The organism is Arthrobacter silvisoli, from assembly GCF_003369445.1.
Lineage (GTDB): Bacteria > Actinomycetota > Actinomycetes > Actinomycetales > Micrococcaceae > Arthrobacter > Arthrobacter silvisoli.
Window position 1 is genome coordinate 1 of record NZ_QRCU01000077.1, and the last position, 18,824, is coordinate 18,824.

At 68.5% G+C, this 18,824-nt stretch carries 15 protein-coding genes; 10 read left to right on the forward strand and 5 right to left on the reverse strand.

The window, feature by feature from the left end:
• From DWV11_RS17610 to DWV11_RS17640, 7 genes are all read left to right on the forward strand, one after another.
• A partial coding sequence (locus DWV11_RS17610) for an aliphatic sulfonate ABC transporter substrate-binding protein (protein WP_483964186.1) occupies window positions 1-405 on the forward strand: 405 nt, incomplete at its 5' end.
• Between the two features lie 80 nt (window positions 406-485).
• Window positions 486-1,229 carry an ABC transporter ATP-binding protein gene (locus tag DWV11_RS17615; RefSeq protein ID WP_115790228.1) on the forward strand — a complete coding sequence of 248 codons (744 nt, stop codon included), beginning with the start codon at window positions 486-488 and terminating at the stop codon, window positions 1,227-1,229.
• The gene (locus tag DWV11_RS17620) at window positions 1,219-2,157 is read left to right on the forward strand and encodes an ABC transporter permease (RefSeq protein ID WP_115790229.1); all 939 of its coding nucleotides are present in this window, start codon (window positions 1,219-1,221) and stop codon (window positions 2,155-2,157) included. The genes DWV11_RS17615 and DWV11_RS17620 overlap by 11 nt, the downstream gene beginning before the upstream one ends.
• Window positions 2,158-2,322: 165 nt before the next feature.
• A complete protein-coding gene (locus DWV11_RS17625) occupies window positions 2,323-3,366 on the forward strand; it encodes an LLM class flavin-dependent oxidoreductase (RefSeq protein WP_115790230.1) in 1,044 nt (347 codons plus the stop codon).
• A gap of 106 nt (window positions 3,367-3,472) precedes the next feature.
• Window positions 3,473-4,729, forward strand: a complete 1,257-nt coding sequence (cobA, locus tag DWV11_RS17630) for a uroporphyrinogen-III C-methyltransferase (RefSeq protein ID WP_115790231.1) — start codon at window positions 3,473-3,475, stop codon at window positions 4,727-4,729.
• A 43-nt stretch (window positions 4,730-4,772) separates the two neighbouring features.
• Window positions 4,773-6,239, forward strand: a complete 1,467-nt coding sequence (locus tag DWV11_RS17635; RefSeq protein ID WP_115790232.1) for an FAD-dependent oxidoreductase — start codon at window positions 4,773-4,775, stop codon at window positions 6,237-6,239.
• An 83-nt stretch (window positions 6,240-6,322) separates the two neighbouring features.
• Window positions 6,323-7,681, forward strand: a complete 1,359-nt coding sequence (locus tag DWV11_RS17640; protein ID WP_115790233.1) for an MBL fold metallo-hydrolase — start codon at window positions 6,323-6,325, stop codon at window positions 7,679-7,681.
• 24 nt (window positions 7,682-7,705) lie between these two features.
• Here the strand turns inward: DWV11_RS17640 and DWV11_RS17645 are convergent, their stop codons facing one another.
• The 3 genes from DWV11_RS17645 to DWV11_RS17655 form a co-directional block, all read right to left on the reverse strand.
• Window positions 7,706-8,386 carry a FadR/GntR family transcriptional regulator gene (locus DWV11_RS17645; protein WP_115790234.1) on the reverse strand — a complete coding sequence of 227 codons (681 nt, stop codon included), beginning with the start codon at window positions 8,384-8,386 and terminating at the stop codon, window positions 7,706-7,708.
• Window positions 8,383-9,621 carry an MFS transporter gene (locus DWV11_RS17650; RefSeq protein WP_115790235.1) on the reverse strand — a complete coding sequence of 413 codons (1,239 nt, stop codon included), beginning with the start codon at window positions 9,619-9,621 and terminating at the stop codon, window positions 8,383-8,385. Before DWV11_RS17650 ends, DWV11_RS17645 begins: the two co-directional genes overlap by 4 nt.
• Before the next feature lie 80 nt (window positions 9,622-9,701).
• Window positions 9,702-11,144 (reverse strand): PucR family transcriptional regulator, encoded by a 1,443-nt coding sequence (locus tag DWV11_RS17655; RefSeq protein WP_115790236.1) that lies wholly within the window; start codon window positions 11,142-11,144, stop codon window positions 9,702-9,704.
• Between the two features lie 195 nt (window positions 11,145-11,339).
• Here DWV11_RS17655 and DWV11_RS17660 point away from each other — a divergent pair, with 195 nt between their 5' ends.
• Window positions 11,340-12,770, forward strand: coding sequence for a gamma-aminobutyraldehyde dehydrogenase (locus DWV11_RS17660; protein ID WP_115790461.1), 1,431 nt, complete (start codon window positions 11,340-11,342; stop codon window positions 12,768-12,770).
• A 42-nt stretch (window positions 12,771-12,812) separates the two neighbouring features.
• Complete coding sequence (gene gabT / locus DWV11_RS17665; protein WP_115790237.1) at window positions 12,813-14,168, forward strand: 4-aminobutyrate--2-oxoglutarate transaminase; 1,356 nt, start codon at window positions 12,813-12,815, stop codon at window positions 14,166-14,168.
• Between the two features lie 85 nt (window positions 14,169-14,253).
• Here gabT and DWV11_RS17670 read toward each other — a convergent pair whose 3' ends face one another.
• Window positions 14,254-16,701 (reverse strand): polysaccharide lyase 8 family protein, encoded by a 2,448-nt coding sequence (locus DWV11_RS17670; RefSeq protein ID WP_245953761.1) that lies wholly within the window; start codon window positions 16,699-16,701, stop codon window positions 14,254-14,256.
• A gap of 238 nt (window positions 16,702-16,939) precedes the next feature.
• Between DWV11_RS17670 and DWV11_RS17675 the strand changes: the two genes are divergently transcribed.
• Entirely contained in the window at window positions 16,940-17,809 is an 870-nt protein-coding gene (locus tag DWV11_RS17675) for a universal stress protein (RefSeq protein ID WP_115790238.1), read from the forward strand.
• A 14-nt stretch (window positions 17,810-17,823) separates the two neighbouring features.
• Here DWV11_RS17675 and rarD read toward each other — a convergent pair whose 3' ends face one another.
• The gene (rarD, locus tag DWV11_RS17680) at window positions 17,824-18,816 is read right to left on the reverse strand and encodes an EamA family transporter RarD (RefSeq protein ID WP_115790463.1); all 993 of its coding nucleotides are present in this window, start codon (window positions 18,814-18,816) and stop codon (window positions 17,824-17,826) included.
• Window positions 18,817-18,824 lie beyond the last annotated feature (8 nt).

Consider the following 18,824-nt stretch of genomic DNA (forward strand, 5'->3'; position numbering starts at 1 on the left):
GACGAGAAGGACCTCTGGGCCAAGGGCGAGTTCGTCACCACCGTGCTGATCGTGAACAAGGCATTCGCCGCCGAACACCCCGAGACCGTCAAGGCCCTGCTCAAGGGCCACGTGGCCTCGGTGGACTGGCTGACCACCGCCCCGGCCGCGGAGAAGGCCTCCGTGATCAACGCCGCCCTCAAGGACAGCGCCGGCAAACCCCTGGCCGCGGACGTGATCGCCCGCTCCCTGAAGAACATCACCTTCACCACCGACCCCCTGGCCGGAACCTTCCCGAAACTGCTCCAGGACGGCGTGGACGCCGGCACCACCAAGACCGCCGACCTCACCGGCATCTTCGACCTCCGCACCCTGAACGAGATCACCGGCACGAAGACCTCAGCCGCAGGCCTCGGCCAGGACTAACACCACAAACCCCGGCTTCCCGGGCCACCACGGCCCGGGAAGCCACCGCTCGTAGTAACGCCAACTCAAAGGACGGGAACATGCCAGTCGTACTGGAACATCTGGGTAAACGCTTCGGCGACGGCGCCCCGGTGCTGGACGACGTCAACGCCACCATCGCGAAGGGCGAGTTCGTCGCCCTCCTCGGCGCGTCCGGCTGCGGCAAGTCCACCCTGCTGAACATCCTCGCCGGACTGGAGGAGCCGACGTCGGGCGCCTTGGAGGTGCCGGCAGACGGTGCCGCCTTCATGTTCCAGGACTCGGCCCTCTTCCCGTGGCTGACCGCCCGCGGCAACATCGAGCTCGCACTTCAGCTCGCCGAAAAAAACTCCGGCAAGCGCAGCAGCAAGGCCGAACGGAACGCCCGCGCCACCGAACTGCTCGAACTTGTGCACCTCGGCGGGGCGGGAGACAAGCGCCCCCACGAGCTGTCCGGCGGCATGCGGCAGCGCGTGGCCCTGGCCCGTTCGCTGGCGCAGGACCGGCAGCTGCTCCTCATGGACGAGCCCTTCGCCGCGCTGGACGCCATCACCCGCGACCTCCTGCACGATGAACTGGAACGGATCTGGAAGGAAACCGGCCGGACCATCGTCTTCGTGACCCACAACGTGCGTGAAGCCGTCCGCTTGGGCCAGCGGGTGCTGCTGCTGTCCTCCCGTCCCGGCCGCGTGGTGGCTGAATGGGACGTCACCGAGGAACACCGCACCGACGCCGGCCAGGCCGGGGAACTGACCGCGACCATTACCCGCCGCCTGCGCGAGGAGATCCGCCGCCATGCCAACTGAACAGGATGTCCGCCCCGTGACTGACCCCAACTTCGCATCCGGTCACATCACTTCGCCCGTCCTCAAGGGCAACCCCGAGGATCTGCGCGACCTCGAAGCCGGCCTGGACAAGCTCCAGTCGGATGTCCAGCGCAAGGCGGGCATCGACTGGAGCCGCGTGCTGCTGCCCATCGCAGCCCTCGTGGTGCTGATCCTCGTCTGGCAGTTCTACGTTTCGCTCGGCCTGAAGCGCCGCGACCAGGTGCCGGGTCCGCTCGACGTGCTTGGCCAGATGGGTGTGCTCTGGTCCGAAGGCAAGGTCCAGGAATCGGTGTGGACCTCGCTGCAGCGCGGCCTGCTCGGTTTCCTCATCAGCGTTGTCATCGCCACCCCGGTGGGACTGCTGCTGGCCCAGGCGGCACCCCTGCGCCGTGCCTTCGGCCCGCTGATTTCCGGCCTGCAGGTGCTGCCGTCCGTGGCCTGGGTTCCGGCGTCCATCATCTGGTTCGGCCTGAGCGACGCGACCGTGTACTTCGTGGTGTTCATGGGCGCTATCCCGTCCATCATCAACGGCCTCATTTCGGGCGTGGACCAGATCCCGCCGCAGTTCCGCAGCGTGGGCAAGGTCCTTGGCGCGAGCCGGCTCCAGATGGCGCTGCAGATCATCCTGCCCGCCGCGCTGCCCGGTTACATCGGCGGCCTCAAGCAGGGCTGGGCTTTCTCCTGGCGCTCCCTGATGGCAGCCGAAATCATTGCCACCGGCGGCACCATTGGCTTCGGCCTCGGCTCCCTGCTTGACCAGGGCCGCCTGCTGTCGGACATGGCCATCGTCATGTCCGCGATCCTGCTGATCCTCGCCGTGGGCATCCTGATCGAGCTACTTGTCTTCGGCCCGATCGAGAAGCGCCTGCTGCAGCGCCGCGGCCTGCTGGCCGGCGGGACGCGCTGAGTCCCCACTCCTGAACGCGAGCCCAAGGGCCCGACGGCGACCTCCCGCCGTCGGGCTCTTGCGTTTCCTGGGGTGCTTCTTCCGGTGGGGACGGACGGTAGGTCGAGGAAACCCCGCACAGGCCGCCGCAGGAATTCCCCGGCGTACGCGCGCGTTGACGCGGACATGACACCGCACCCCAAGCGCATCGGCTTCCTTTCCTTCGGACACTGGGGCCGCGCCCAGGGTTCCTTGGTACAAACCGGCCGGGACGCGCTGCTGCAAGGCATCGAGCTCGCGGTGGCCGCCGAGGAGATCGGCATCGACGGCGCGTTCTTCCGCGTCCACCACTTCGCCCGCCAGCAGGCCGCGCCCTTTCCCCTGCTCTCCGCGATCGCCGCCCGGACCAGCAGGATCGAGATGGGCACCGGCGTCATCGACATGCGGTATGAGAACCCCCTCTACATGGCCGAAGAGGCCGCGGCCACGGACCTGATCAGCGGCGGCAGGCTGCAGCTGGGCATCAGCCGCGGCTCACCCGAGCCCGCCCTCAACGGGGCGGCCGCCTTCGGCTATGTCCCGGCCGACGGCGAAGACCCGGCCGCCATGGCCCGGCGCCACACTGAGCTGTTCCGGCACGCGATCGCCGGCCGCGGCGTCGCTCCGGCCGATCCGGCCTACGCCGGTGGCGGCACCGGCCTGCTTCCCGTCCAGCCCACTTCACCCGGGCTGACCGAACGCATCTGGTGGGGCGCCGGAACCCGGAAGACCGCCGTGTGGGCGGCCGAACAGGGCCTGAACCTGATGAGTTCCACCCTGCTGACCGAGGACACCGGCGTGCCCTTTGACCAGCTGCAGGCCGAGCAGATCCAGCTCTATAGGGAAGCCTGGGCCGCCGCCGGGCATGGGTTCGAGCCGCGGGTTTCCGTCAGCCGCAGCGTGCTGCCGGTGGTGGACGACGAAGACCGGCACTACTTCGGACTCCGCGCCCAGGTGGACGGCCGCGACCAAGTGGGGATGCTGGACGGGGCCCTGTCGCGATTCGGCCGGAGCTACATCGGCGAACCCGACGCCCTGGCCGAGGAACTCGCCAAGGACGCCGCGGTGCAGGCCGCCGACACACTCATGCTCACGGTCCCCAACCAGCTCGGCGTCGACTACAACGCCAAACTGCTGGCGAACGTTGCGAAGTACATCGCCCCGGCGCTGGGGTGGGAGGCGAAGGCCTGAGGAAGGCGGCGGCCGGACACGTAACAATGTGACGCCGGATTACCTAGCGTTAACCGGTGTTTCCGGAGCTTTGAAGCATGTTACGGCCCGGCCCTACAGTTTTTTCATGGCAATACAGGACATCTATCCCACGGCACTGCGCCTGCTCGGCCGCCCCGTGCTGGTGGTGGGCGGCGGCCCCGTTGCCGCGCGCCGCGCCAAGGGATTGCTCGACGCCGGGGCCGAGGTCACCGTCGTCGCCCCCGTTGCCTCGCCCGCGCTCCGCGAACTCGCCGACGCCGGCCTGCTTGCCTGGGAGGCGCGCGACTACCGCTCGTCCGACGTTGACGGCGTGTGGTTCGTTCAGACCGCCACCGGCGTCGCCGCCGTGGACGCCCAGGTGGCTGCCGACGCCGAGGCGCAGCGCATCTGGTGCGTCAACGCCTCCGACCACGAATCCTCCGCCGCCTGGACTCCCGCCGTCGCAGTCGTGGACGACGTCAAGATCGCCATCAATGCCGGGGGAGACCCGCGCCGCGCGATGGCCCTGCGCGACGCCGTCGCCACCGCCTTGGAAACCGGCGACCTGCCGCTGCGCCGCAAGCGCGCGCACCAGGGTTCCGTCGCCCTCGTCGGTGGAGGCCCCGGCGACACCGGGCTCATCACCGTCCGCGGCCGCCGGCTCCTGGCCCAGGCCGACGTCGTCGTCGCAGACCGGCTCGGCCCCCGCGAACTGCTCAAGGAACTGGCACCCGAGGTCCGCATCATCGAGGTCGGCAAGACTCCCGGCCACCACCCCGTCCCGCAACTGGAGATCAACCGCATCCTCGTGGACGAAGCCCTCGCCGGCCACCGGGTGGTCCGGCTCAAGGGCGGCGACCCCTACGTGCTGGGCCGCGGCGGCGAGGAAGCAGAGTTCTGCCGGCAGAACGGCGTCGAGGTCGAGGTGGTTCCGGGCGTCACGTCCGCCATCTCCGTCCCCGCAGCCGCCGGCATCCCGGTGACCCACCGCGGCCTTGCCAAGGGCTTCAGCGTCGTGACCGGGCATGAGGAACTCGCCGAAGTCCCCGCGCGCCCGGACCATACTGTGATCCTGCTCATGGGGGTGGCCAAACTCCGTGAATCCACGGCCGCCCTCGCAGCCTCCGGAATGCCCCTGGACACGCCGGTGGGTATCGTAGAGAACGGCTATATGCCCGAACAGCGCGTCACCATCGGCACCCTGGCAAGCATCGCCGGCCAGGCGGAAGCCAGCGGTGTGGCCAATCCCGCAGTGGTGGTGATCGGCGATGTCGTGCGTGTCAGCCCCTTCGCCCCCGCACACTTCAAGACCGCCGACTACAGCACTTTGACTCCGAACAAACCCCGGGCAGCAGCCCTCTAGTCCCGCGCCACACAGCCCCGCGCCGAAGATAAGGAACACAGCCGTGTCATCAAGCACCACCGTAGGATCCATCGAGCGCCCGCTGCGCGTTGCCGTCATCGGCTCCGGCCCGGCCGGCGTCTACGCCGCTGACATCCTCACCAAGAGCGAAGCCGTCAAGAGCGGCGAGCTGAACGTCAGCATCGACCTCTTCGACCGCTACCCGGCGCCCTACGGCCTCATCCGCTACGGCGTGGCCCCGGACCACCCCCGCATCAAGGGCATCGTGAACGCCCTGCACAAGGTGCTCGACCGCGGCGACATCCGCTTCTTCGGCAACGTCGACTACGGCACGGACCTGTCCATCGAGGACCTCCGCAAGCACTACGACGCCGTCATCTTCGCCACCGGTGCCATCAAGGACGCCGACCTGAACATCCCCGGCATCGAACTCGAGGGCTCCTACGGCGGCGCCGACTTCGTGTCCTGGTACGACGGCCACCCGGACGTCTCCCGCGAATGGCCGCTGGAGGCCAAGGAAATCGCCGTCCTCGGCAACGGCAACGTTGCCCTGGACGTCGCCCGTGTCCTCTCCAAGCACGCCGACGACCTCCTCGTCACCGAGATCCCGGACAACGTCTACGCCGGCCTGAAGAACTCCCCGGTCACGGACGTGCACGTCTTCGGCCGCCGCGGCCCCGCCCAGGTGAAGTTCACCCCGCTGGAACTGCGCGAACTGTCCCACTCCAAGGACGTGGACATCATCCTCTACGCCGAGGACTTCGAGTTCGACGAGGAATCCGACCGCCAGGTCCAGAGCAACAACCAGGTCAAGACCATGGTGGGTACCCTCACCAACTGGATCGCCGAACAGCCCGAGGACCTTTCCGAGCTCAAGGCCTCCCGCCGCCTGCACCTGCACTTCCTGCACAGCCCGGTGGAGATCGTGGACTCCGCCGAAACCCCCGGCAAGGTGGCTGGGATCAAGTTCGAGCGCACCGAACTGGACGGCACCGGCAACGCCCGCGGCACCGGCGAGTTCATCGACTACCCGGTCCAGGCCGTCTACCGCGCCATCGGCTACTTCGGTTCGGCCCTGCCGGACGTCGAGTTCGACCACAAGAAGGGTGTCATCACCAACGACGGCGGCCGCGTCCTGGACGCCGACGGCCAGCACGTCCCCGGCCTGTACGCCACCGGCTGGATCAAGCGCGGCCCGGTGGGCCTCATCGGCCACACCAAGGGCGACGCCCTCGAGACCGTCACCTACCTCCTGGAGGACCGCGCCAAGCTGCCGTTCGCCGAGGCTCCCCAGGCCGACGCCGTCGTCGAGCTGCTCGACACCCGCGGCGTGAAGTACACCAGCTGGGAAGGCTGGCTGGCACTGGACGCCCACGAGCTCGCTCTCGGCGCTGCGGCCACCGAGGCCGGTACTTCGCACGGCGTCGAGGTCCAGCGCGAACGCATCAAGGTGGTTCCGCGCGAGGAGATGGTGGACATCTCCCGCGACGGTGTCGCCGCCAACGTCTAGTCAGACGGAACGCGGGGTCAGGTAGCCCCATTCCGGTCCTCCGGATGGGCCCTACGTGACCCCGCGTTGCTTTAACCTGAGGTATGGACGTCGTCGTCATCGAAACGACCCCGCTCGGGGACCGCAGCTACCTCGTTCATGACGGCATGGTGGGGCTGGTCATCGATCCCCAGCGCGACACCGACCGCGTCGAGGCCGCCGCCCGCGGCGCCGGCGTGGCCATCACCCACGTCGCCGAAACCCACATCCACAACGACTACGTCACCGGCGGACTGGTCCTCGCCGAAAAGCACGGGGCCCGGTACCTGGTCAACACCGCCGATGCCGTCGCCTTCGAACGGGTTCCCGTCAAGGACGGGCAGCTCTTCCGCGTGGGCCGCCTGTCCGTGACGGTCCTTGCCACCCCGGGCCACACCCACACGCACCTCGCCTATGTCGTGGAGGAGCCTGACGGGCCCGACGCCGGACGCCGGGCCGTGTTTTCAGGCGGCAGCCTGCTGTATGGTTCCGTCGGCCGCACCGACCTCGTGGCGGCCTCCGACACCGCCGGGCTCGCCCATGAGCAGTACGCGTCGGTGCGCAGGCTCGCCGCGTTCGCCGGTCCGGACGCGGAGCTCTACCCCACGCACGGTTTCGGCTCCTTCTGTTCCATCGGTCCGGCGAGCCGCCAGGAGGCGTCCACCATCGCCGAGCAGCTCGCGTTCAACCATGCCCTGACCGACCCGGACGAGGACCACTTCGTGGCCGGGCTGCTGGCAGCCGTCTCGGCCTATCCTTCGTACTACGCCCACATGCGGCCGCTGAATGAGGCAGGTCCCGGTCCGGCGTCGCTGGCTGTCCCGGACAATGTCGATCCCGGCGAGCTGCGGCGCAGGCTCGAGGCGGGCGAATGGGTGGTGGACCTGCGGAACCGGGTGGCCTTCGCGGCCAGCCATCTGCTGGGCAGCGCCAGTTTCGAATACGGCAGCGGCTCCAGCTTCACCAGTTACCTGGGGTGGGTCCTGCCGTGGGGGCAGCCGCTGACGCTGGTGGGGTCCCGGGACGACGTCGAACGGGCCGTCCGCGATCTCGCCCGGATCGGCATCGACTCGCCGGACGCGGCCGTCGGCGATGACTCCCGGGCCCTCGCCCCGGGTGTCCCGCTGACAAGCTACCCCCGCACGGACTGGGCGGGATTCGTTCGCGACCGCGCGGAGGGGGACACGCTGCTGGACGTCCGCCGTACCGACGAGTTCGCCGCCGCCCACGTTCCCGGCGCCGTGAACGTGCCCCTGCACGAGGTCCTGCACCGGCTCGAAGAACTGCCGGAGGCCCGCACCTGGGTGTACTGCACCTCGGGGTACCGGGCCAGCGTCGCGGCCAGCCTGCTGCACCGGGAGGGACGCGAGGTGGTGCTCATCGATGCCCGCTTCCGCGATGCTCCGGGCACGGTCAGCGGCTGATCTGCCGCCGGCCCGAGCCTCCCGCTACTGCCCAAGCCATTCCGCGCAGGAGTCCAGGTTCCGGTTGACGCTTTCGACGGCGGCCGCGGCGTCCCGTGCCTCGAGCGCGTCCACGAGTTCCTCATGGCCGGCCCCGGGAACGCCATTGAACCCGGCGCGCTGGCGCTGGACGAGCAGGTCCGCGTGGAGGGCGCCGCTGAAGCTGGCGTAGAGCTCGTGCAGCAGCGGATTGCCCGAGGCCTTGGCCACCAGGTCGTGGAACGCCCAGTCGGACCTGGCCCAGGTGTCCACGTCACCGGATGCCCACGCCTCGCGCCAGGCGCGCAGGAGGCTGCGCATCGATTCGATGTCGGCCGCTGTGGCATTGCTTGCGGCCAAGCGCGCGGCCTGGGTGTCCAGCGCGAGCCGGACCTCTAGGACATGCTGCGGGGTGTGGTCCTTGTACATGCGCCGCGCGGCTCCGGACATCTCGCTCGTGGCGCGGACGTACGTGCCGTCCCCGCGGCGGACCTCCAGCATGCCGCTGTGGGCCAGCGCCTTGATCGCTTCGCGCAGCGTGCCGCGGGAGACCGAAAGCCGGGCCATGAGTTCCGGCTCGGCGGGAATCCGTTCTTCCATAGGCCATTCGCCGGACTGGATCATGGCGCGGAGGCGGGCGGTGACCTCGTCGGCAAGAACGGGGCGGTGCACCGGGGTCAGGCTCATGAGACGCTCTTCCGTGCGGCCTGGGGCAGGACGCCCTTGGCGGTCAACAGGTGGCTGGAAACCATCAGGGCGAGGGAGGCCACGATCAGCAGGCCGAGGGGCAGCGTCCAGCCGCCGCTCGCGCTGTGCAGCAGGCCGACGCCGAACGGTCCGGCGGCCGCGATCAGGTAGCCCAGCGACTGGGCCACCGTGGAGAGCGCGGTGGTTTCCGCCGTCGAGCGTCCGCTGCGGCTGATCACCATCAGCACCAGCGGGAAGATGCCCAGGCCGAAGCCGGTCAGCACGGCCGGTACGGCAGCCCAGGCGACCGGAAGCAGCAGCATGGACACGATGCCGGCCAGGGTGGTGGTGCTGGCCAGGTAGAACGCGGGGCGCAGCATGCCCGGCCGGGAGCCGAAGGCCAGCAGCGCCATCCCGGCGACCACGGAGACGATCTGCATCAGGCCGAACTGCAGGCCGCTCTCGGTGGCCCCGAGCCCGCGGTTGGTCAGCAGGTAGGCGAACCAGCTCATGACGCCGTACGCCAGGAACCCCTGGAAGGTGAACACCGCGGTGATCAGCAGGCCGTGCCGGGTGCGCAGCATGGGCCACATGGACACGCGCTCCGTGTCCTTGCGGGTGGCCTTGCGGTGGGTGTGCACCACCATGGGAAGGAAGCCGAGGAGGGCGGCGACGCCCAGGATTCCCCAGGCGGCGAGGCCGAGCGACGGCGAGCCGAGCTGCTGCGCCATCGGAACGCTCACCGAGGCCGCGATCGTGGCGCCGCCGGACATGGTGAAGGTGTACAGGCCGGTCATGACCGGGGTCTTCGCCGCGTAGTGCTCACGGATGAAGACGGGCATGGCCACGTTGCACACGGCGAGCCCGCACATCGCCAGCACGGTCCCGGCCAGCAGGGCGCCCGTGGTGGGGACGCCGCGGACCAGCAGCCCGCCGGCCAGCAGTGCCAGCGAGAGCATGATGGCCTTCTCGACGCCGGTCTTCCGGACCAGCCAGGGCGTGGCCATTCCGGCGAAGGCGAAGCACAGCAGCGGGATGGTGGGCAGGATGGAGGCGACCACGGGCCCGTAGCCCAGGACCACCTGCAGCTCGTGGAAGAGCGAGGCGGCGCTGGTGATCCCGGCGCGCAGGTTCAGGCCGATCAGGGCAACCGCCAGGACGCCGGCGACGACGACGAGCTTGCGTTTAGGCAGGGTGGACGGGGGCAGGGTCTGTGCAGGTATCGAAGTCGCCATGCTCTAAAGGTTAGACGTTTGACGTTTCCGATGCAGACTTTTGTGGTCAATGTCTCCGGGCGGAGTGTCCGGGGGCGCGCTCAGCGCGGTTGGCGGGCGCCAAGCCGCTGAACGGCCAGGGCCAGCCAGAGCTGCACCCGGTCCGCGGTCTGCGAAGGGTCGTAGCCGCTGAGCTCGGTGATCTGGGCCAGCCGGTACCGCACGGTGTTGCGGTGCAGCGTCAGGGCCTCCGCCACCGCCGCCACCGAGCCGTTGTGGTTCAGGTAGCTCTCCAGGGTGGCCACGAGTTCGGAGCCGTGCGCGGCATCGAACTTCTGCAGCGGCGTGAGGGCTTCGGCAGCCATGTCCGCCAGAGGGACATCCTCGCTGGCCAGCAGCAGGGACGTGAGGCTGAGCCGTTCGGGCTCGTTGACGGGCAGGCCGTGGGCCACGGCGTCGCGGGCCTCGAAGTAGCTCCACCGCACGCCGTTGGGCTTCGTGTACGCGCCGCCGATCCCGATCAGCGCGTGGATCCCTGCCTCCAGCAGGTGTTCGCTGAGGTCCTTGGCCAGTGCGCTCGCGGACGTGCCGTCGTCGGGCACCACCGTCACGAGGTCCTTCCCGACGACGGCGCTGACCGCCCCGTCGAGGGACTGTGGCAGCGAGGTGCTGCCGAGCTGCTTGTGGTGGGCGCTGGACACTGCCAGCAGCACCACGTTCTTGCGGGTGCTGTTGATCCCGACGCCGGCGAGGCGGCGTGCAGCCTCGATCGTGTCCAGGGTGCCGTGGATGACGTCGTCCAGCACCTGCCCCGCCAGGGCCCGCTGGCTCTGGCGCTGCTTGACCATGTTGTTCAGTTCGACGCTGATGAGGTTCTGTGCGTAGCCGATGATTCCCGTGTCGCCGAAGGGGTGGCGCAGCCAGAGCGTGCAGGCATCGCGTCGGCCGGTGGGAATCGGGTAGGAGGACCAGTTCTCGGCCGTCGGGGCCGGGGCGCCCGCAGCGCTGTTGTAGAGCTGGGCGCTGAACTGGGTGAGCGCGACGTCGGTGCGCAGCATGCTGCCCAGCTGCTTGAGCAGTTCGCCGAGGCCGCCGCCGGTGAGCAGTGCACGGGCGAGGATCTGGTGGCCCGCGATGAGCCGTTCCAGCTTCGAATAATGGTCGGCGGACTGGGAGTCGGCAACGAGCTTGCCGATGGCGATGAAGGGGGTTTCGTAGGGTACTTCCACCAAGGGCAAACCCCAGCGATTGGCCTCGGCCACGAGGGCCGGCGGCACGGTTTCGTGGCTCAGGCCCGTGCCGAAGCCGATGCCGACGGCCCCGGCGCGCTGCACCTGGCGCACGAAGCGGCGCTGTTCCGTGGCGCCGTTGAGGCGCAGGCCCGTGGTGAGGATGAGTTCGCCGCCGTTGAGGAAACGCTGCGGATCCTCCAGCTCTGTCACCGCCACCCACCGGATGTCCGAGTTCCAGGTGGTCTCCGCGAGCCCCGCTTTGCGGAGGTTCAAGGACTGTACGGCGAGCAGCGCGGAGAGGGACATTGCCATGGAAAAAGGATAGCCCGGCGCTGGTCATTCGCACTAAGAGCGTCTGCGCCAGGTGTGCAGCTGGCTATTCCGTCCGGCGTACTGCTGGCATAGGCTCGACTGTGCTGTAGACAACACAGGGCTCTAAACAACACCTGGCTGTAGGCAGCACCGTGCTGCCAACAACACCTAGACACCGAAAGAGGGTTGTACACCGTGGTCCAAACCTTGCAGAACTTCATCAACGGGGAGTTCGTCACGCCTGCAGGCACCGAACTGCTGGACGTCGTGAACCCGACGAACGGCGAAGTGGTCGCAAAGTCGCCCATTTCGGTGTCCGCGGATATCGACGCCGCCATGAATGCAGCCAAGGAAGCATTCACCACGTGGAAGCACGTGACCCCCGGCCAGCGCCAGCTGCTGCTCCTCAAGCTCGCCGACGCCGTCGAGGCCAACAGCGACGAGCTCGTCGAAGCCCAGCACCGCAACACCGGCCAGGTCCGCTCCCTGATCGCCTCCGAGGAAGTCGCCGCCGGCGCTGACCAGCTCCGCTTCTTCGCCGGTGCGGCCCGCATCCTGGAAGGCAAGTCCGCCGGCGAGTACTTCGAGGGCCACACCTCCTACGTGCGCCGCGAACCGATCGGTGTCGTGGCCCAGGTGGCCCCGTGGAACTACCCCTTCCTGATGGCCATCTGGAAGCTCGGCCCGGCCCTGGCCGCAGGCAACACCGTGGTGCTCAAGCCCTCGGACACCACCCCCGAATCCACCCTGGTGCTGGCCCGCCTGATCGGGGAGATCTTCCCGGCCGGCGTGGTCAACGTGGTCCTTGGCAACGCCGCCACCGGCAGCCTGATGACCGAACACAAGGTTCCCGGCCTGGTGTCCATCACCGGTTCCGTGCGTGCCGGCATCGCCGTCGCCGCGAGTGCGGCCAAGGGCCTCAAGCGCGCCCACCTGGAGCTCGGCGGCAAGGCCCCGGCCATCGTCTTCAAGGACGCCGACATCAAGAAGAGCGCCGCCGCCATTGCCGAGTTCGCGTTCTTCAACGCCGGCCAGGACTGCACGGCCATCACACGTGTGCTGATCGAGGACTCGGTCCACGACGAGGTCGTCGCGGCCATGGTCGAACACACCAAGACCCTGCAGACCGGTTCGCAGAACGACGAAGACAACTACTTCGGTCCGCTGAACAACGTGAACCACTTCAACGCCGTCAGCTCCGTGGTGGAGCACCTGCCGGCGCACTGCAAGATCGAAACCGGCGGCCACCGCGCGGGGGAGAAGGGCTTCTTCTTCGAACCCACCATCATCACCGGTGCCCACCAGGACGACGACATCGTCCAGAAGGAAACCTTCGGCCCGGTCATCACGGTCCAGAAGTTCACCACCGAGGCCGAGGCCGTCGAGCTGGCCAACGACGTCGAATACGCCCTGGCCTCCAGCGTCTGGACCACCGACCACGGCACTGCCATGCGCGTCAGCCGCGACCTGGACTTCGGCGCGGTGTGGATCAACACCCACATCCTGCTGACCGCTGAAATGCCGCACGGCGGCTTCAAGCAGTCCGGCTACGGCAAGGACCTCTCCATGTACGGCGTCGAGGACTACACACGCATCAAGCACGTCATGTCCTCCCTCGACGCCTGAAAACCCGAGTCTTTTCGAGATTCAGCAAAGAAAGAAACACCAATGACTGCAACCGCACCTGAGCTCACTTACCGCCTTGAGCAGAAGCGCAACATCAACGGCGCCTTCCCGGGCCCGAAGTCCCAGGAACTGGCCGCCCGCCGCTCCGCCGTCGTCGCCGCCGGCGTCGCTTCCGGCGTCCCGGTCTACGTTGAGGACGCCGACGGCGGCATCATCCGCGACGTCGACGGCAACTCCTTCATCGACCTCGGCTCCGGCATCGCCGTGACCAGCGTCGGCGCCTCCGATCCCGCCGTCGTCGCTGCCGTCCAGGAAGCCACCGCGCACTTCACCCACACCTGCTTCATGGTGACCCCCTACGAGGGTTACGTCGCCGTGGCCGAGCAGCTGAACCGGCTCACCCCGGGCGACCACGCCAAGCGCACCGTGCTGTTCAACTCCGGCGCCGAAGCCGTGGAAAACGCCGTCAAGGTGGCTCGCCTGGCCACCGGCCGTGACGCCGTCGTCGCTTTCGACCACGCCTACCACGGCCGCACCAACCTGACCATGGCGCTCACCGCCAAGGCCATGCCGTACAAGACCAACTTCGGCCCGTTCGCGCCCGAGGTCTACCGCATGCCGATGAGCTACCCGTTCCGCGAGGAAAACCCGGAGATCACCGGCGCCGAGGCCGCCAAGCGCGCCATCCTCGCCATCGAGAAGCAGATCGGCGGCGACCAGGTTGCCGCGATCATCATCGAACCGATCCAGGGCGAGGGCGGCTTCATCGTCCCGGCCGAAGGCTTCCTCCCGGCCCTGGCCGCCTGGGCCAAGGAAAAGGGCATCGTCTTCATCGCCGACGAGGTCCAGTCCGGCTTCTGCCGCACCGGTGAATGGTTCGCCGTCAATCACGAGGGCGTCGTCCCGGACATCATCACCATGGCCAAGGGCATCGCCGGCGGCATGCCGCTGTCCGCCATCACCGGCCGCGCAGACCTGCTCGACGCCGTCCACCCGGGCGGCCTCGGCGGCACCTACGGCGGCAACCCGGTTGCCTGTGCCGCAGCCTTGGCTGCGATCGGCACCATGGAGCAGTACGACCTCAACGCCCGTGCCCGCCACATCGAAGAACTCGCCCTCGGCAAGCTCAACGAACTGGCCTCCGAGGTGTCGGTGGTGGGCGACGTCCGCGGCCGCGGCGCGATGCTGGCCATCGAGCTCGTGCAGCCCGGCTCCAAGGAACCGAACCCGGAACTGACCAAGGCCGTTGCCGCCGCCTGCCTCGCCGAGGGCGTCATCATCCTCACCTGCGGCACCTACGGAAACGTCATCCGCCTGCTGCCGGCGCTGGTCATCAGCGACGACGTGCTGCTGGACGGCCTCGACGTCCTGGCCAAGGCCATCAAGGCCCACGCCTAGCCAATAGTCCTCCAGACGGACAAAGACGTCTGGCCTCGCAAAAGAGCGGACACAGCGATCCTGTGTCCGCTCTTTGCGTTAAGCCCTAACGGGAGAGGACCACACGCTTCGAGTGCCCGTGACCGTCGAGCGCGAACTCCAGGGTCAGCGGTGAGGTGCTGAGCAGCGTGACCCCCGGGTCGGCGTCGACGACGGCGGAGGCGGCCACGCCGTCCAGTGTCACCCGGGCGAGGGGCTGGGTGCGGCTGGGGTCCGCCAGTGCCACCGTCACTTTTCCGGACTCCTCGTGCACCGCCAGGGAGCAGGGGCCGCTGCTGGTGACGCCCTGGACCGGCTGCCCGGCAGCGGTGGCGGCAAAGAAGTTCGCAAGCAGCAGGCCCTGGCTGCCGTCCCGGATCATCTGTGCGCCCGCGTTGTTGGCCAGCACCGTGATGCTCGGCTCGTCGGATTCCGTGAAGGTCACGGAATGCTCCGCCCCGGGGAAGGCAATGTAGGCGTAACCGCCGCCCTGCGGATCGGTGCCGTGGTGGTGGGTGACGGTGACATAGTCGCGGGTCTTGGGCTCGTCGTTGCCGCCCGTGTCCGAACCGGAGTTGATGCTCTTCCAGTCGCCGGTACGGCGGATCACCTGCACGTCGATGTCCCCGCTGACGTTCTCGCCAGGCAGGAAGACGTAGCCGCCGTGCCCCATGATGTGGACGTTGCGCCTGACCTTGACTGCGGCGCTGCCCGCGGCCAGGACGCGGTTCCGGTTGTCCGTGCGGATCTCCGGCACGGTGCCGGGCGCGAAGGAGCGGTTGTCCACTGTGGTGAAGACTTCGTGGCCGGACGCGGAGGTGATTCCGGCGCCGAGGCATACCACTTTGTCGTCCAGGAAGAACCAGGACTTCCGTGCGCTCAGGGTCTTGTTGAAGTTCAGGTGGTCCATGCCCTGGATGCCCCAGCGGCCGTCCAGGTCCAGGCCGCCGGCGAACGCCTGGAACGCCCGGGGGATGCCCGTGCCGTTTGCGGCGCCGCTTTGGCGCGGCTCCGACGTCACGGTGGTGCCGGGCAGCCGGTAAGGGTCCACCGTGGGCCAGAAGTCGGCGCTGTACTGGTCCGGGGCCGCCGGGATGTAGTAGAAGGTCAGGCCGTCGCCCTGGTACCAGCCGAGGTTGTTTTCGAAGTTCCCCCACTCGTAGCGGCCGATCCGCTTCGAGGAGATGTTCACCACCGCGCTGAATCCGGGGCGGTGGTGGACCAGGCGGTCCTGGTCGCCGAAGGCCTTCGTGTAGACCGGGGCGGGAGCGGCGACGACGGCGGTGTCCGCCAGGGCGGAGGTCACCAGCAGGGACTTGGCGATGCTCTGCCCCGGCAGTCCGTACAGGGTGAGGCTGGCGCGCTGCAGCCAGCCCTTGACGAGCGAAAGGTAGCGGCCGCGGTACGGTTCGCCGGCACCCGGGGCGAGCAGGAGGATGGCGGTCAGGGCGGCGGCCCCGTCCACGTAGTCGGGGTTCCTCTGCCGGGACACGGCCCGGCCGCGCACGGCATCCATCATCCGGCCGTTCCAGATGAACGGGGCGTAGGCGGATTCCACGGCGTCCAGGACCACGGACTTCTTCGGATCCGTGACCTCCCAGCCGCTGCCGCCCAGGAGGCCCAGGATCTCGGCGATGCCGCCGAGCGTCACCACCCCGTAGGTGCCCACGTAGGGCAGGTAGGTGTGCTGGACGAAGGAGCCGTCGGTGTAGAAGCCGTCGCCGCTCGTGACGTAGCCGAAAACGCTGTTCCGGCCGCCGCCCGCGGTGTCGCTCAGGGCATCGCGGGCCAATGCGATCTCATCGGGGCGTCCGTCCAGCATCCCGCGCAGGGCACAGGAGAGGGCCTTGTCGGTGCGGTTGGCGCCGGTTTCGGCGAAGCCCGTGCCGCGTCCGCGCCAGTTGGGGTCCGGGGTGAAGTAGCGCGCCGCGCCCATCAGCGCGGTCCGCAGTTCCGCGGGAACCACGTCATGCAGGAGGACCAGGATGTCGGCGGCCTTGCGCGGCACCCCGATCTCCCAGAACCACCAGTTACCCGCTGCCCGCATGCCGGCCTTGTAGGCGGTGGTGCTCAGGTAGGACAGGGCGGAGACCAGATCCGCGGCGAGCGTGGCATCGCCGTGCTGTTCCGAGCCGGCCGTGCTGTAGGCCACGGCGAGCTCGTGGATGCGGTTGAAGCTCACGCCCATGTAGCCCGTGGCGTCGGCGGCGCTGCCGATCCCGGTCAGCGGGAGGTCGGCCCAGATGCCGGAGGTTCCGCTGGGCGTGACCATGGACTGCCAGGTGGCCGCGGCACTCGCGCTCATGGCCTTCAGTGCCCCGGCGAGTTCCGGAACGGCGGCGGCGGTGCCGTCGCCGGCCAGCATCACGCGGCGGCGCGCGATGAGGTCCGCCAGCGGGTTTTCACTGGCGACGGCGGCGGCCGGTGCGGTGCCGGCGAACACGGCGGCGGCTCCCATCAAGGTCAGGACGGTACGGCGGTTCAGTTCGAAGGGGGACTGTTTGAAGGGGGACAAGCTGTGCCTCCGGGTCGTGGGGGTCTTTGCCCTGGAAATGGCCGGGGAACAAAGAAGGGTGATCGGGGTCACGTTATGTCCGGATCTGTGCACCCTCAATGCAAATGAACAAAAGTGCTCAGATTCCCTGATTCGCCGGCTCTGCGCAAGGGCATGACCCTGGGCAGCCGACGGCGGAAACCGTAGAGTTCACACTACGGAATTGCCGTTGTTGAGCTGCCCGAAGAGGGGTAATTACATGCGATACGTCGTTGGCTATTCATCCAAGGAGCGCGGCGCGGACGCCGTCGCCCTTGCCGCCTCGCTTGCCCGGGCCCAGGACGCCTCCCTGGACATCGTCCACGTGGTCGATCCGCACACCCCCTACGCGGGGCTCTACCCTGAGGGTCGCGCCGAAACCCCCACCGAACAGGCCATCCTCAGTGCCGAACGGGACAGCCTGGCCTTGGTGCCCGACGGCGTCGAGGCCACCTTCCGGGCCGTTCCCGCCGAATCACTACCCGCAGGCCTGATCGAGGCAGCCGGTGACGACGCCGGACTGATCGTGGTGGGTGCGGCCAGCAACGGACTGTTCAAGCGCTTCACCGTGGGCAGCGTGGCCAACGCCCTCCTGCACGCCTCGCCGGTGCCCGTCGCCCTGGCGCCCCGCGGCTACAACCGCACCGGGCCGGTCACCCGCTTCACCTTGGCTACCGGGCGGCGTGCCGGGGCGGATGCTGCGATCGGCACCGCCATCGGGGCGGCCAACCGGCGTGGCGTGCCGCTGCGCCTGGTTTCCCTCGTGACGCTCGACGCCGGTGCGGACGACAGCGGAGAAGCCACCAACGCCGCCCACCGCCATGCAAACACCGTCCTCAGCGACGCCGCCGCCCGGCTGCCGGAGGGGCATGACGTGAGTGTCGCCGTCGCGCATGGACGCACCATCGAAGAGGCCATCGACAGCCTGGAATGGCAGGAAGGCGAAGTGCTGATCATTGGTTCCTCCCGCCTGGGGGAGAAGAACAAGCTGTTCATCGGCAGTACCGCGAACAAGATCCTCCGCGCGCTGCCAGTGCCGATGGTGGTGGTTCCGCGCGACTACGAACGCGTGGACTCCATGCCGATCTAGGCGTTCCTGGCCTTTCAGTCCTGTGCCAGCTTGATCCGGGCCTGCCTGCGGAATGCGGCGTTCTTGCGGGTGTTGCGGAACATGTCCGCCGTCAGCAGCGCCAAGGCAAACCAGACGATGCCGAAGCCGATCCACCGCTCCGTGGTCATGGTCTCGTGGAGCACCGCGAGTGCCACGACGAACTGGAGCAGGGGTGCAAAGTACTGCAGCATGCCAATGGTGGTCAGAGGCAGCCTGCTGGCCGAGGCTCCGAAGAACACCAGCGGCACCGCGGTCACCACGCCGGAGGCGAGCAGCAGCCAGAAATGGCCGGCACCGTTGCTGGCCAGCGTGGCGCTTCCACTCACGCCCAGGGCGAGCATGGTGGCTGCCGCGAACGGGGCCAGCACCACTGTTTCCACGGTGAGGCTCGTGACGGCGTTCAGCCGCGGGCCCACGCGCTTCTTCACGAAGCCGTACAGGCCGAAGCTGAACGCCAGCACCAGGGCGATCCACGGCAGCTTGCCGTAGGAAAAGGTCAGGACGCCGACGGCGGCGAAGCCGGTCCCGACGGCGGCCCACTGGAGCGGCCGGAGGGTTTCCTTCAGGACGAAGACGCCCAGGAGCACCGAGACCAGCGGGTTGATGAAGTAGCCGAGGGAGGCCTCGACGGCGTGGCCGTTGGTGACGCCGTAGGTGTAGGTGAGCCAGTTGACCGCGATGAGCAGTGCCGCCACCACCAGCGGCAGGAAGATGGTGCGGTCCTTGAACGCCCTGGCCAGTTGCGCCCAGCTCCGGGTGACGGTGATCAGCACCGCGCAGAAGAGCAGCGACCACACCACCCGGTTCGCCACGATTTCCACCGCGCCGGCCGGCTGCAGCAGGATGAAGTAGAGCGGCAGCAGCCCCCACAAGCCGTAGGCACCGATGCCGTACAGGATGCCGGTCGTCGTCTCGCTTCTCGCTGCCTTCGCCGCGCCGGCAGTCTTCACGGCCGGAACGCCCGTGGCGGGAGCCTCCGGCGACATGGCGTTGG

What these genes read in the sequence shown, in the direction of transcription:
- DWV11_RS17640 (WP_115790233.1), top strand. Translation starts at nt 6,323, where the DNA reads ATGGACGTCGTCGTCATCGAAACGACCCCGCTCGGGGACCGCAGCTAC.
- cobA (WP_115790231.1), top strand. Translation starts at nt 3,473, where the DNA reads ATGGCAATACAGGACATCTATCCCACGGCACTGCGCCTGCTCGGCCGC.
- DWV11_RS17675 (WP_115790238.1), top strand. Translation starts at nt 16,940, where the DNA reads ATGCGATACGTCGTTGGCTATTCATCCAAGGAGCGCGGCGCGGACGCC.
- gabT (WP_115790237.1), top strand. Translation starts at nt 12,813, where the DNA reads ATGACTGCAACCGCACCTGAGCTCACTTACCGCCTTGAGCAGAAGCGC.
- rarD (WP_115790463.1), bottom strand. Translation starts at nt 18,816, where the DNA reads ATGTCGCCGGAGGCTCCCGCCACGGGCGTTCCGGCCGTGAAGACTGCC.
- DWV11_RS17650 (WP_115790235.1), bottom strand. Translation starts at nt 9,621, where the DNA reads ATGGCGACTTCGATACCTGCACAGACCCTGCCCCCGTCCACCCTGCCT.
- DWV11_RS17645 (WP_115790234.1), bottom strand. Translation starts at nt 8,386, where the DNA reads ATGAGCCTGACCCCGGTGCACCGCCCCGTTCTTGCCGACGAGGTCACC.
- DWV11_RS17625 (WP_115790230.1), top strand. Translation starts at nt 2,323, where the DNA reads ATGACACCGCACCCCAAGCGCATCGGCTTCCTTTCCTTCGGACACTGG.
- DWV11_RS17620 (WP_115790229.1), top strand. Translation starts at nt 1,219, where the DNA reads ATGCCAACTGAACAGGATGTCCGCCCCGTGACTGACCCCAACTTCGCA.
- DWV11_RS17655 (WP_115790236.1), bottom strand. Translation starts at nt 11,144, where the DNA reads ATGGCAATGTCCCTCTCCGCGCTGCTCGCCGTACAGTCCTTGAACCTC.
- DWV11_RS17615 (WP_115790228.1), top strand. Translation starts at nt 486, where the DNA reads ATGCCAGTCGTACTGGAACATCTGGGTAAACGCTTCGGCGACGGCGCC.